Origin of the sequence: Agaricicola taiwanensis (assembly GCF_014635245.1) — a bacterium.
Classification (GTDB): Bacteria; Pseudomonadota; Alphaproteobacteria; order Rhizobiales; family Methylopilaceae; genus Agaricicola; species Agaricicola taiwanensis.
Genome location: NZ_BMCP01000001.1, coordinates 1,398,198 through 1,410,658 on the forward strand (window position 1 = coordinate 1,398,198; position 12,461 = coordinate 1,410,658).

Here is a 12,461-nt window from a genome sequence, read left to right on the forward strand (position 1 = left end):
GCATGAAATCTGGACCTACAGGCCATTGTGGCTCTGTCGATGGAGACCGATATGAAGCGTCGTGAATTTCTGAAGACCTCGGGCGCAGCCGCAGCGGCAACCGCCACTCTTGCCGCGCCTGCCTTGGCACAGGCCGCGCCTGAACTGAAATGGCGTTGCACCTCGAGTTTTCCCAAGTCGCTCGACACCATCTATGGCGCGGCCGAGGTGTTCGCCAAGCATGTTTCGGAAATGACCGATGGCAAGTTCCAGATCCAGGTCTTCGCCGCCGGCGAGATCGTTCCGGGTCTGCAGGCCGCGGATGCCGTCACCAACGCCACTGTCGAGATGTGCCACACGGCGGCCTATTACTTCGTTGGTAAGGATCCCACCTATGCTCTCGGCGCCACGATCCCATTCGGTCTCAACTCCCGCCAGATGAACGCCTGGATCTATCAGGGCGGCGGGCTCGACCTGATGAATGAATTTTACGCCAAGCAAAACATCTTCAGCCTTCCTGCCGGCAACACCGGCGCCCAAATGGGCGGATGGTGGCGCAAGGAGATCAAGAGCGTCGCCGACCTGCAGGGCGTGAAGATGCGGATTGCCGGCATCGCCGGACAGATCATGGCCAAGCTCGGCGTCGTGCCGCAGCAGATCGCCGGCGGCGACATCTATCCCGCGCTGGAAAAGGGCACCATCGACGCGGCCGAATGGATCGGACCTTACGACGACGAGAAGCTCGGCTTCCAGAAGGTTGCACCGTTCTACTATTATCCCGGCTGGTGGGAAGGCGGCCTGATGTTGAACCTCTTCATCAACAAGGAGAAGTTCGAGTCGCTACCTGAGATCTACAAGGCGGTGGTGCGCGGAGCGGCTGCGCAGGCCGATATCTACATGATGGCGCGCTACGACATGGTGAACGGACCGGCGCTGAAGAACCTGGCCGCCAGCGGCGCTCAGCTTCGCCCCTTCCCGCAGGACGTCATGCAGGCGGCCTTCAAGGCGGCAAATGAGGTCTACGATGAAATCTCGGCCAAGAACGAGACTTTCAAGAAGATCTACGAGAGCATGAAGGCCTATCGCGGCGAGGCCTATTTCTGGTTCCAGTTCTCGGAAGGCTTCTACGACCGCTTCATGTTCGCTCAGCAGCAGGCAAAGGCGCTCTGACTGAGATTGAAACCCATCTGGCAGCCCGGAACCTCGGTTCCGGGCTTTTTTGTTGCCGCCTTGAACAAATCCGCCGATAAAAACATTGTAGTCACACAAATGAGGCTTCGCGGGGCCATGCTCCGTCCTCACATCGAAACGCCGAGATCCAGCTTTCTGATATGACGATCGACACGGCCGAAGATGCCGTCGCAAAATCCGATCCCGACTGCCACTCACGCCCCCTTCCTGAAGATTTGACAGGTTGGGCACTTTTTCTCGACATTGATGGCACGCTCTTGGACCTCGCGGCGGCGCCGACGGAGGTGGTGGTGCCCGAATGGATGCCCGGGGCCCTCGAGAGATTGTCGCGGCGGCTTGATGGAGCGCTGGCGCTGGTGACGGGCCGGGCGCTTGAAAATGCGGACGAGCTTTTCACTCCGCATCGCTTCGCGGTCGCTGGCCTTCACGGTGCCGATATTCGCTTTGCCAGCGGACAGATGCACATGGCGCCACGGTCTAGCTTTCTGGATCCGCTCCGCAATGAGTTGGCCTCGCTGGCTGCGCTGAACCCGGGCCTTGTGCTGGAGGATAAGCAGGCAGGGGTTGCCATCCACTACCGCCTTGCCCCGAAGTTTGGCGATGGTCTGATCGCCAAGCTCACCAATTTTGCCGAGGCAAGCGCCGGTGCTTTTGAAGTCCAGCTCGGGAAGATGGTTGTGGAGGTGCGGCCGGCCGGAGCGAATAAGGGAACAGCTGTCACCGCCCTGTTGTCCCAGCCGCCGTTCCAGGGGCGCAAACCTCTCGCTATCGGTGACGATTTGACCGACGAAGCCATGTTCGTCGTCGTCAACGCCTATGGTGGCAGGGCCGTTCGTGTCGGCCGTCCTGATCGCCCCACCGTTGCCACCGCCGAGGTTGACCAAGCCGAAGACGTTCGCAACTGGTTGGAGCGGATCGCCGCCTGACGGTCAGTCGTCTTTTTGCTCCGATCTTTCCACCAGCATGGAACGATACAGGGCTCCGTCGCATTTTGTCGAAAGTGCGGCTCGGCGGCGCCGCTATCCTTAAGGGAAAGCCGTTCCAGACACGACAACAGAGAAGAGGGCGGTTCAGATCGAACCCCCCTGTTCTCACATCGGAGGAGAAATTTTGGGCCGCCTGATTGTTGTCTCAAATCGCGTACCGGTGCCGAGCAAGGCCGCCGGATCTGCTGGCGGTCTCGCCGTCGCATTGCAATCAGCACTCGAAGCTCAAGGCGGCATCTGGCTCGGCTGGTCGGGCAAGACAAGCGGCGTGCGAGAGCCTGAAGATATCGAGTTCAACGAACAGGGACGCATCACCTATGCGGTGACCGATCTCAGCCGCAAGGATGTCGACGAATATTACACCGGCTTTGCAAACCGGGCGCTCTGGCCTCTGTGCCATTACCGCCTCGACATGACAGAATTCGACCGGAACGACATGGCTGGCTATTTCCGGGTCAATCGCTTCTTCGCCAAGCTGCTGGGGCTGATGGTTCGGCCCGACGACATCATCTGGGTGCACGATTATCATTTCATACCCTTGGCAGCGGAGCTGCGCCAACGAGGGTTCAAGAACCGGATCGGCTTCTTTCATCACATTCCCTGGCCGCCGGCGGATATCTTGTTCGCCCTGCCGGTGCATGAAACGATCATGCGCAATCTCGCTTCCTACGACGTGGTGGGCTTTCAAACGGAGCACGACGTCGAGAATTTCGCCGGCTGCCTTCTGCGTGAGGGCATCGGGGCCAATCTGGGCGACGGCCATTTCGAGGCCTACGGGCATAAATTCCAGGTCGGAGCCTTTCCCATCGGCATCGAAACGCGTGCTTTCGCGGAAGCTGCGAGCGATGCCAAGAAAAATCCCATTGTCCAGCGCATGAAGACCAACTTGGGTGACCGTCAGCTCATCATTGGCGTCGATCGGTTGGACTATTCCAAAGGCATCGGTCAGCGCATCGAAGCTTTCGCCAAGCATGTCGAGAACAATCCTGCCAGCCGGGGCAAGGTCACGCTGCTCCAGATCACGCCCAAGTCGCGCTCCGAAGTGCCTGAATACGGCAAGATGCAACGGGAGGTGGCAGAGCTCGCAGGCCGCGTCAACGGCGCCCTTGGCGACGTGGACTGGACGCCGATCCACTATGTGAACAAGGCTCTGAACCGGAACACACTCGCCGGCCTCTACCGGATGGCGCGTGTCGGCCTGGTGACGCCTCTGCGCGATGGCATGAACCTGGTGTGCAAGGAATATGTCGCGGCTCAGGATCCGAGCGATCCGGGCGTGCTCGTGCTGTCGCGTTTTGCAGGTGCGGCACGGGAACTTGGCTGCGGCGCCCTTCTGGTCAATCCCTATGAGGTCGATTCCATCGCCAATGCCATCGGTCGTGCGCTCGCCATGCCGCTGAAGGCGCGGCGCGAGCGCTGGCACGCCATGATGGAGCGGCTGCTGGACTACGATGTCTCACAGTGGTGCTCTGATTACCTCAGTATGCTGAAGGGTACGCCCGTGCAGCGCACACCGGAGCCGGCGCGGCGCAGCCTTGCCGGCTGAAATCCCAAACGCTGAAAATGTAAAAGGCCCCGCTTGGAAAGAGCGGGGCCTTTTACGTTGCCGCCTCAGTTGATCGTGGGAGGCGGAAGATCGAAGCTCGGTGCGCCCGGCGCGCTGTCGCCGCCGAAGGTCGGCATCTGGATCTCTTGCGGCGCCATCGCAGGAGGGGTGCCCTTGTAGTGCATCACGAGATTGGGGAAGGTTATCACAAGCGCGATCATGACGATCTGGATCACCACGAAAGGCAGGGCACCCCAATAGATGTCGCTGCTCTTGATACCCTCGATGCGGGCGCCCGTGATGCGGTCCTTGTAGGCGTTCTTGGGTGCGACCGAGCGCAGGAAGAACAGCGCGAAGCCGAACGGCGGGTGCATGAAGCTCGTCTGCATGTTGACCGCCAGCATCACGCCGAACCAGACGAGATCGATGCCCAGGGCATTGGCGGCAGGCACCAGCAGCGGAATGACGATGAATGCGAGCTCGAAATAGTCGAGGAAGAACGCCAGGAAGAAGATCAGGATGTTGACGACGATCAGGAAGCCGATGACGCCGCCCGGCGTGCTGGTCAGCAGATGTTCGACCCAATGATGTCCGTTGACGCCGATGAAGGTCAGCGAGAACACCGTAGCACCCAGAAGGATGAACATGACGAAGGCGGAGAGCTTGGCCGTCGAGTCGACCGCCTGTGTCAGCAGACTGAAAGGCAGCTTGCCGCGCCCCATTGCCATGATGAGCGCGCCGACGGCGCCCATGGCGCCACCTTCGGTTGGAGTGGCGATGCCAAGATAGATGGTGCCGAGTACGAGGAAAATGAGGCCGAGCGGCGGGATCAGCACGATGACGACCGCCTCGGCCAGCCGTGACAGCATGTTGAGCTTCAGGTAGCGGTTGGCCAGAGCGATCACATAGGCAACGACGAAGCCGAAGGCTGCCGCCAGGATGCCGGCGTTGCTTTCCGAATGGCTCGGATCCACCGCCTTGAAGCTGTAATAGGCGCCCATAGACAGCGCCACCACCGCGACCAGCACGACCAGCACCGAGATCACGCCGCTCGATCCATCCGGCTCGCGCAGCCTGCGGGCTTCCGGCGGAAGGGCGGGCGCACTGTTCGGCCGGATCATGCTCATGATGAAGACATAGAGCATGTAAAAGCCCGCCAGCATGAGGCCGGGTATCATGGCGCCCTTGTACATGTCGCCAACGGAACGCCCGAGCTGGTCGGCCATGACAATGAGCACTAGGCTTGGCGGAATGATCTGCGCCAATGTACCCGAGGCGGCGATCACGCCCGAGGCGACCTTCCGGTCGTAGCCATAGCGCAGCATGATCGGCAGCGAGATAAGCCCCATGGAGATGACCGATGCCGCAACCACGCCGGTGGTGGCGGCAAGGAGCGCGCCGACGAAGACCACGGCATAGCCAAGGCCGCCGCGGATAGGCCCGAACAGCTGGCCGATGGTATCCAGCAGATCCTCGGCCATACCGCTTCGTTCAAGAATGAGACCCATGAAGGTGAAGAACGGGATGGCGAGCAGTGTCTCGTTGCGCATGATGCCGAAGACGCGTTCGGGCAGGGCCTGCAGGAAGTTCTGACCGAAGAGTCCCAGTTCCATGCCGATGAGAGCGTAGGTCAGCCCCACCGCTGCAAGCGAGAAGGCGACGGGATAGCCGATCAACAGGAAGATGAGGAGGCTCGCGAACATGATGGGCGCCATGTTCTCGGCGAGGAAATGCGTCATTGAAATTCTCCGTCGCGCAGGGGCGGGATGATCATCAGGGTCAGGGTCAGGCGCCTTCGAGCTTGACCTCGGCGGGCTCGTCATCGGTGACGGCGTGCGGATCTTCGATCACGCCACGGATGACGGCGATACGTTTGATGATTTCCGAGACACCCTGAAAGAACATCATGGCGAAACCGATTACGATGAAAGCCTTGGCAGGCCAGATGATCAGACCGCCGGCGTTGGAAGATATTTCGCCCGAGCGATAGGAGGACAGGAATGACAGACGTGACTCGATGAAGAGCAAGATGACGAAGGGCATGAGGAAGATGAGGTGCCCAACGAGTTCGATCCAATTCTGGGTGCGCCGGGAAAATCGTGAAAGAACGATGTCGATTCTCACGTGTTCGTTCTTCAAAAAAGTATAGGCGGCACAGAGCATGAAGACGGCGCCGAACAGATACCACTGAACCTCAAGCCAGGCATTCGAGCTGACGTTCAGGAACTTGCGGCTCATCGCATTGGCAGCGCTGACGATGACAGCAATCAGAATAAACCAGCGTATCCACTTGTGGATGAAAGTGTTCACCGCATCGATGACGCGGCTGATGGCAAGTAACGCGGTCACGGAGAACCCTCAAATGATGTGAGTGCGGCGCATGGCACCTATGCGAAAAGTGCATACCTATCAATATTTAGCATTGCTTGGCCTCGCGCGCGACTCCGAAAAGCCCTTCTCCCCTTCGACTTCTGGCCTATTGGGGAGGCAGTGTCCGGCTGATCTCAGACCGGGCGCGCCCCCGTGGATCGCTCTCCGCGAAACGGTGCGCGACTTTGCCCGCAATCAGGGCGCCGATGGTGGTGATGAGCATGACAGCGACCAGAGGCCAGGACGTCTGGTCCAGCAGATGGGCAACGGTCCAGGCACAGAAGGCGCTGAAACCGAGCTGAACCGCGCCGGACAAACCCGCTGCGGCGCCGGCAAGGTCGGGACGCACCGAAACCGCCGAGGCGGTGACGCTCGGCAGGGTCAGCCCCTGGGCGATGGAGAGGGGCAGCATGGGCAGGAACAACGCCAAAGGCGACTGGGGCCACATCCATTGCGCCGCCGCCATGGAAACCGCGCCGAAAACGGCGAGCGCCGTCCCATATCGGATCAGGGCCAGCGCCCCGACGCGCTCCGCCGTTCGGCCGGCGATGAAGTTGCCGACCATATAGCCGAACGAACCGATGATGAAATAAAGCCCGTAGGTGCTCGGCGGCTGACCTTGGAGAGTGACCACGACATAGGGCGCGCCGCCAAGGAAGGAGAAAAAGGTAGCTGCCGTTGCTGCGAGTGTTGCCGAATGGGCGACGAAAAGGCGATTGCGCATCAAGATGCCGAAGGCGCCGATGAAGCCCGGCCCGGTGCCGGGGGCGACCGGCGCACGCGTTTCGTGCAGGCGCGAAAGGGCGATCAGCAGCACCACGCCGCCGGCGAGCCCGAGGAAGGCGAAGATGCCGCGCCATCCCAGCTCGGCATCAAGGAAACCACCCATGGCCGGTGCCAGCATGGGAGCGACCACCATGACAGTGGTGATGTAGCCAAGCTGGCTCGCGGCCTTCGCCTGGCCGTGAATATCGCGCACGATCGCGCGTGCCAGAACAAAGCCGGCACAGCCGCCGGCGGCCTGGAGAACGCGCGAGGCAATCAATTCTTCGATGGAATTTGCAAATCCGCAGGCCAGCGTGCCGATCAGAAAAACCACGAAACCGCCGAGAACAACCGGTCGGCGGCCGTAACGGTCGGACAAGGAACCATGCAGGAGCTGGGACAGCGCGAAGGAGAGCAGATAGGCCGTAAGCGTCAGCTGCGCGGTCGCGTAGTCTGTGGCGAAGGTGACAGCAAAGCCCGGAATGGCGGGTTGCACGATGTTGAGCGAAAGCGGATTGATCGCCGAGATCGCCACCAGAACGAAAAGCCCGGGACGTCTCATCGCGTACCCGGAGGTGACTGGACGACGGGCGCGGTCGTTGCGGCGCGCGCCCGCAGACGGTTTTCACGATGGATGGTGTAGATGCCGGAGCCGACGATGAGCCCTGTGCCAAGAAGGGCAAAGGTATCAGGAACATCGCCCCAGATGAGGAAGCCCAGCAGCAATGCCCAGAGCACGACGCTGTAGCGAAAGGGCGAGACCGTCGGCAGGTCGACGCCGCGGCAGGCGATGACCATGCACCAATTGCCGAACACTAGTGCCACGGCGGCAATGGCGAGCCGCGCGACGTCTCCCGAAGATGGCATGCCCCAGGGCATGAAAGGCGTGAGGAGAAGTCCGCCGCTGAAGCTGCCGAGCGTAGAGCCGAGACCGACGACGAGGGCGGGTATCAGCGGGCTGATCCTGAGCGTCATCAGATCCCGGATGGCCATGAAGACGGCGGTCCCGAGCGCCAGCAGCGCTGCCATGTTGAACCCCGAGATCCCCGGCCGGAGGATCAGGAGGACGCCTGCGAAGCCTGTGAGGACGGCCGCCCACCGCCGCCAGCCGACCTTCTCGCCGAGAAAAGGCACGGAAAGGGCGGTCAAAATCAAAGGCGTCGCCTGGACGACTGAAACGATCTCACCCAAGGCCATATAGGCGATCGCCGACACATAGCTGACCCCGATGATCATTTCGGCGCAGCCGCGCAGCGCGACGATGGGGGAGGCAAGGGCCCGCAAGCTGCGCCAGGCTCCCGAGGCCAGGATCAGCGCCATCATGAAGGCGATGGCGAAACCGCCTCTTATGGTCATGATTTGCGAAGCCGGCAGGGAGGCTGCCGTGAGCTTCACCAGGGCATCGTTGACCGTGAACAAGGCCATGGCGCCCAGCATGGCGAGAATGCCCCGCTGATTGGCGGAAAGAACGGGCAGTGAGGTGCCGGAGAAGGGCAGCGACATGGCAACACGCAGGAGGAACTCACGACGCAGTTTGCGCGAGGATGCCCTGGTTCAGCACGGATCAAGATGTTCTGCAACCAAATGCTGGCGACTAGCCACCGGTCACGGACATATGCCGGGGCATCGCACCTTGGGAACGGTCCCGCGCGATGACGAAGTCATGCCCCTTGGGTTTCCGCGCGATCGCTTCATCGATCGCGGCGTCGAGCAGGCTATCGTCTGTGCTCGCCCTGAGCGGCGCCCGAAGATCGGCCGCATCCTCCTGCCCAAGGCACATGTAGAGCGTGCCGGTGCAGGTGAGCCGCACTCGGTTGCAGCCTTCGCAGAAATTATGGGTCAGCGGTGTGATGAAGCCAATCCGGCCGCCTGTTTCCGCCGCCCGGACGTAGCGTGCAGGACCGCCTGTCTTATGGGGGATGTCATCCAACCGGTAGCGCTGGGAAAACCGCGCGCGAACCAGAGAAAGCGGCAGATATTGATCCGTTCGGTCACCTTCGATGTCGCCCATGGGCATGGTCTCGATGAAGGTGATATCGAAGCCCCGGCCATGAGCCCACTGAACCATGTCCGCGAGTTCATCTTCATTGGTGCCGCGCAGGGCAACGGTGTTGATCTTCACCGAGAGCCCGGCAGCCTGCGCCGCATCGATGCCGGCAAGGACACGATCAAGATCGCCCCAGCGGGTCACGCGGCGGAAGAGCTCCGGATCCAAAGTGTCGAGCGACACATTGATGCGTCGGACGCCGGCCGCAAAGAGATCGCCGGCAAAGCGGGCGAGTTGGCTGCCGTTGGTGGTGAGCGTCAGTTCATCGAGTGCGCTGCTGTCGAGGTGACGGCCGAGCGCGCGCACAAGATCCATCATGCCCCGTCGAACCAGCGGCTCGCCTCCCGTCAGTCTCAGTTTCCTGACGCCGCGGCGGACGAAGGCCGTGCACAGCCGGTCCAGCTCTTCCAGCGTGAGAAGATCGCGTTTGGGCAGGAAGGTCATGTGTTCCGACATGCAGTAGGTGCAGCGAAAGTCGCAGCGGTCGGTTACGGAGACGCGGAGATAGGAGATCGCGCGCCCGAAAGGATCTATCAAAGATGGGAGCTGGGCTGCCAATCGCTTAAATATCCATCTCTCGCCGAAGCCATCGCTCGCGAAACGATAACCACACCTCTAAACTAGGAAGATCAGGTTACGACGTAAAGATGCACAAAGGAAACGAAGGCGTGACAGCCCTGTGGCCGCTGGAACTACGGCTCGCCAAGAGCCGCGATCACCTCACCGTCATGTGGGACGATGGCCGCAGTGATCGGCTCGATGCGGAATACCTGCGCGTTGAAAGCCCCAGCGCCGAGGTGCAGGGGCATGGGCCGGGAGAGAAGAAGCTCGTGGCCGGAAAACGCCAGGTCCGCGTTGAGGCTGTCGAGCCGGTCGGAAATTACGCGGTGAAACTCGTCTTTGACGACGGCCACAGCAGCGGCATCTTCACCTGGAACTATCTCCGAACGCTCGCCGACGACCATGGCGAGCGATGGGCTCGCTATCTTGCGGAGCTGGAGGCAACCGGGTCACGCCGCGATCCCTAGCAAGAGGCCGGCTCGTCGCCGGCCTCCGATCTGGCGATGAATGGCTCAGCGCATCACGACGACGCGGGTGCCGACGTTCACACGTTCATAAAGGTCGGCGACATCTTCATTGGTCATGCGGAAGCAGCCGGATGACACCGCCGTTCCGATGGTCCAAGGCTCGTTGGAGCCATGGATGCGGTAGATGCTCGACCCAAGATAGAGAGCGCGGGCGCCCAGCGGGTTCTGGGGGCCCCCCGGCATGAAGCGTGGCAGGTCCGGCTGTCGCTTCAGCATGGGCGCGGGCGGGCGCCAATCCGGCCATTCGCGCTTCGCGCTGATGCTGTGCGCTCCGCCCCACTGGAAGCCATCACGACCGACGCCGATGCCGTAGCGCAGCGCCTTGCCGTCAGGCATCACCAGATAGAGCCGCCGTTCGGTCGTGTTGACGACGATGGTGCCTGGCTTGTGCTTTGTCTCGTAGTCGATGATCTCGCGGGGAATGGACGAGCCGCGGGCCCGGCTGGGCTGCGCGATGATCGGCTCGCGGGTCACGGGATCAATCATATAGGCGTCGGCAGAGGTCATCCCCCCTGCGAGCGCGGCGGCGACCAATGTCGCGCGCAGAACGTAATGGCTCAACGTCATCGCTGGCTCTATCTCTCGTAAGACGGCGCGCATGTGCCATGCGCCATGCGCTTATCCTCGCGGCGAGGGATCCCCGCAACGGTTGCAGCGGCAATCAGAGACCGCGGCGGTGCGTATTTTCGACATATGTGTGGCTTGGGTGACAGAAGGGAGATAGCTGCCCCCACACGGTTACGTTCCGCTAACCGATTCCGCTGCTTCATGACCCTCGTTAGACAAGGTGATTCGCCGCTGGCGGAGGATGCATGGGCATTGTAATTGAGTTCCCGAAGCAAGCTGCTGCGGACCAGGAAGACCCTCAGATCGACCTGATGACTGCCGTGGATGTGGCCATACGTGACCTAGCGGATGTGCTGCGCAATTGGGACACGGAGGAGGCACGTCGTCAGGCGCGCGAATGCCGTAACACGCTGCTGAACGCCTATCTTCTCTCGCTCGCCGAATAGCGTCTGTCCCTCGTTCCGCAGTATGTCGCCAGCCCCAGTCAGCCGGCGGACAAGCGGTAGAGCAGGGCAGATGATAAAGGTGCGATTGCCTGGCGCACAGGGCTGTGTATTGTTCACAGCATGACCGCTTCGGTATCTCCCACCACGTCTGCAGAGGCCGTGACGCGTAGAAACGTCCTGGTCCTGTCGGTTGCACAGGCCTTGGGCGGCGCGAGCGGTCCGATCATCATCTCGCTTGGCGGAATCGTCGGTCAGATGTTGTCGCCGGCCGGTGCCTTGGTCACCCTACCGGTGACCTGCTATCATATGGGCTTGGCCCTCGGGGCTCTTCCTGCCTCTTTCATCATGCGCCATCTTGGCCGCCGCAGCGGCTATCTGCTCGGCGCCACCTTGGGAATGCTGTCGGGGCTGATCGCCACCTTCGGCATCATCAGCTCGGCTTTCCTCATCTTCTGCCTAGGCACGTTGATCGCCGGCTTCTACGGCTCCTATGTCCAGAGCTATCGCTTCGCCGCGGCAGATGAGGCGGCGGGGCCGCTGAAGGCGAGGGCGATTTCATCCGTGATGGTCGGAGGCCTCGTTGCCGCGGTCATCGGACCGCAGCTTGTGATCTGGATGCGTGACGCCATCCCCGGTGTCCCCTTTGCGGGAAGCTTCATCAGCCAGACTGCTCTGGCCGTTCTTGCCCTGCCTGTCCTCGCCTTCTTCCGCGCCACACGGCCCACGCCTGGTGTCAAACTGGAAAGTGCCGGGCGGCCGTTGCGCCAGATCATGCTGAAGCCCCGTTTCATCCTGGCGGTTGCCACCGGCATCGTCTCCTACGGCCTCATGAGCTTCATGATGACGGCGGCGCCAATCGCAATGGTGGGATGCGGCTTCACCGTGGGAGAGGCGGCGCTTGGCATTCAATGGCACGTGCTGGGCATGTTCATGCCGAGCTTCTTCACCGGACGGCTCATTACGCGCTTCGGCAAGGAGAAGGTCATGGCATTCGGCTTGCTGCTCATCGCGGCATCCGCCGCGGTCGCGCTGTCAGGTATCGCACTGACGCATTTCTGGCTCTCGCTTGTGCTGCTCGGCCTTGGCTGGAACTTCGGCTTCATCGGCGCTACCGCCATGGTCACCGACTGCCACACCCATGAGGAGCGGGGCAAGGTCCAGGGAATGAATGACTTCCTGATCTTCGGGTCGGTCGCCGTGGCTTCGTTCTCGTCGGGCACGCTGCTATCGACGGTGGGCTGGGAAATTCTCAACTGGGCCATATTCCCGATCGTGGCCGCCGTGCTCGTGCCGCTCCTGTGGCAGGCCAGGGCAGGGGCTCGTCCCGCAGGCATTGCCTGAGCTCCTATCGAAGCTAAAACCGCTGTTATGTGAGGGGAATGGTGGGCGGTACAGGGATTGAACCTGTGACCCCACGCGTGTGAAGCGTGTGCTCTCCCGCTGAGCTAACCGCCCGGTGCGCCGTTCCTATGAGCG

Annotated in this window: 12 protein-coding genes and 1 tRNA gene; 6 read left to right on the forward strand and 7 right to left on the reverse strand. The window is 61.6% G+C overall.

Going from position 1 to position 12,461, the window contains the following annotated elements; genetic code table 11:
* The first annotated feature begins 51 nt into the window (after nucleotides 1-51).
* The 3 genes from IEV58_RS06765 (at nucleotide 52) to otsA (ending at nucleotide 3,702) form a co-directional block, all read left to right on the forward strand.
* Complete coding sequence (locus IEV58_RS06765) at nucleotides 52-1,149, forward strand: TRAP transporter substrate-binding protein (RefSeq protein WP_188408894.1); 1,098 nt, start codon at nucleotides 52-54, stop codon at nucleotides 1,147-1,149.
* Between the two features lie 161 nt (nucleotides 1,150-1,310).
* Complete coding sequence (gene otsB, locus IEV58_RS06770; protein ID WP_188408895.1) at nucleotides 1,311-2,096, forward strand: trehalose-phosphatase; 786 nt, start codon at nucleotides 1,311-1,313, stop codon at nucleotides 2,094-2,096.
* A 184-nt stretch (nucleotides 2,097-2,280) separates the two neighbouring features.
* Nucleotides 2,281-3,702, forward strand: coding sequence for an alpha,alpha-trehalose-phosphate synthase (UDP-forming) (otsA, locus tag IEV58_RS06775; protein WP_188408896.1), 1,422 nt, complete (start codon nucleotides 2,281-2,283; stop codon nucleotides 3,700-3,702).
* Nucleotides 3,703-3,767: 65 nt separating this feature from the next.
* Here the strand turns inward: otsA and IEV58_RS06780 are convergent, their stop codons facing one another.
* The 5 genes from IEV58_RS06780 to moaA form a co-directional block, all read right to left on the reverse strand.
* Nucleotides 3,768-5,441, reverse strand: a complete 1,674-nt coding sequence (locus IEV58_RS06780; RefSeq protein WP_188408897.1) for a TRAP transporter large permease — start codon at nucleotides 5,439-5,441, stop codon at nucleotides 3,768-3,770.
* A gap of 46 nt (nucleotides 5,442-5,487) precedes the next feature.
* A complete protein-coding gene (locus IEV58_RS06785) occupies nucleotides 5,488-6,051 on the reverse strand; it encodes a TRAP transporter small permease subunit (protein ID WP_188408898.1) in 564 nt (187 codons plus the stop codon).
* A gap of 127 nt (nucleotides 6,052-6,178) precedes the next feature.
* Nucleotides 6,179-7,399, reverse strand: coding sequence for a multidrug effflux MFS transporter (locus IEV58_RS06790; protein WP_188408899.1), 1,221 nt, complete (start codon nucleotides 7,397-7,399; stop codon nucleotides 6,179-6,181).
* On the reverse strand, nucleotides 7,396-8,340 hold the full coding sequence (locus IEV58_RS06795) for a DMT family transporter (protein ID WP_188408900.1): 945 nt from the start codon (nucleotides 8,338-8,340) through the stop codon (nucleotides 7,396-7,398). Before IEV58_RS06795 ends, IEV58_RS06790 begins: the two co-directional genes overlap by 4 nt.
* A 91-nt stretch (nucleotides 8,341-8,431) precedes the next feature.
* A complete protein-coding gene (gene moaA, locus IEV58_RS06800) occupies nucleotides 8,432-9,454 on the reverse strand; it encodes a GTP 3',8-cyclase MoaA (protein WP_188409111.1) in 1,023 nt (340 codons plus the stop codon).
* 98 nt (nucleotides 9,455-9,552) lie between these two features.
* Between moaA and IEV58_RS06805 the strand changes: the two genes are divergently transcribed.
* Nucleotides 9,553-9,912 carry a gamma-butyrobetaine hydroxylase family protein gene (locus tag IEV58_RS06805; protein WP_229729218.1) on the forward strand — a complete coding sequence of 120 codons (360 nt, stop codon included), beginning with the start codon at nucleotides 9,553-9,555 and terminating at the stop codon, nucleotides 9,910-9,912.
* A 45-nt stretch (nucleotides 9,913-9,957) separates the two neighbouring features.
* Here IEV58_RS06805 and IEV58_RS06810 read toward each other — a convergent pair whose 3' ends face one another.
* A complete protein-coding gene (locus IEV58_RS06810; protein ID WP_229729219.1) occupies nucleotides 9,958-10,539 on the reverse strand; it encodes a L,D-transpeptidase in 582 nt (193 codons plus the stop codon).
* Between the two features lie 245 nt (nucleotides 10,540-10,784).
* On the opposite strand from IEV58_RS06810, the gene IEV58_RS06815 reads away from it, so the two are divergent.
* Nucleotides 10,785-10,985: a hypothetical protein gene (locus IEV58_RS06815; RefSeq protein WP_188408902.1), complete on the forward strand. Its 201-nt coding sequence runs from the start codon at nucleotides 10,785-10,787 to the stop codon at nucleotides 10,983-10,985.
* Between the two features lie 159 nt (nucleotides 10,986-11,144).
* Nucleotides 11,145-12,326 carry an MFS transporter gene (locus IEV58_RS06820; protein ID WP_308790964.1) on the forward strand — a complete coding sequence of 394 codons (1,182 nt, stop codon included), beginning with the start codon at nucleotides 11,145-11,147 and terminating at the stop codon, nucleotides 12,324-12,326.
* Nucleotides 12,327-12,365: 39 nt separating this feature from the next.
* Here IEV58_RS06820 and IEV58_RS06825 read toward each other — a convergent pair.
* Nucleotides 12,366-12,440 (reverse strand) — tRNA-Val (locus IEV58_RS06825).
* Nucleotides 12,441-12,461: the final 21 nt, after the last annotated feature.

Coding starts and splice junctions, on each gene's coding strand:
- IEV58_RS06765 (WP_188408894.1), top strand. CDS start 52: ATGAAGCGTCGTGAATTTCTGAAGACCTCGGGCGCAGCCGCAGCGGCA.
- otsB (WP_188408895.1), top strand. CDS start 1,311: ATGACGATCGACACGGCCGAAGATGCCGTCGCAAAATCCGATCCCGAC.
- IEV58_RS06780 (WP_188408897.1), bottom strand. CDS start 5,441: ATGACGCATTTCCTCGCCGAGAACATGGCGCCCATCATGTTCGCGAGC.
- IEV58_RS06790 (WP_188408899.1), bottom strand. CDS start 7,399: ATGAGACGTCCCGGGCTTTTCGTTCTGGTGGCGATCTCGGCGATCAAT.
- IEV58_RS06795 (WP_188408900.1), bottom strand. CDS start 8,340: ATGTCGCTGCCCTTCTCCGGCACCTCACTGCCCGTTCTTTCCGCCAAT.
- IEV58_RS06810 (WP_229729219.1), bottom strand. CDS start 10,539: ATGACGTTGAGCCATTACGTTCTGCGCGCGACATTGGTCGCCGCCGCG.
- IEV58_RS06815 (WP_188408902.1), top strand. CDS start 10,785: ATGGGCATTGTAATTGAGTTCCCGAAGCAAGCTGCTGCGGACCAGGAA.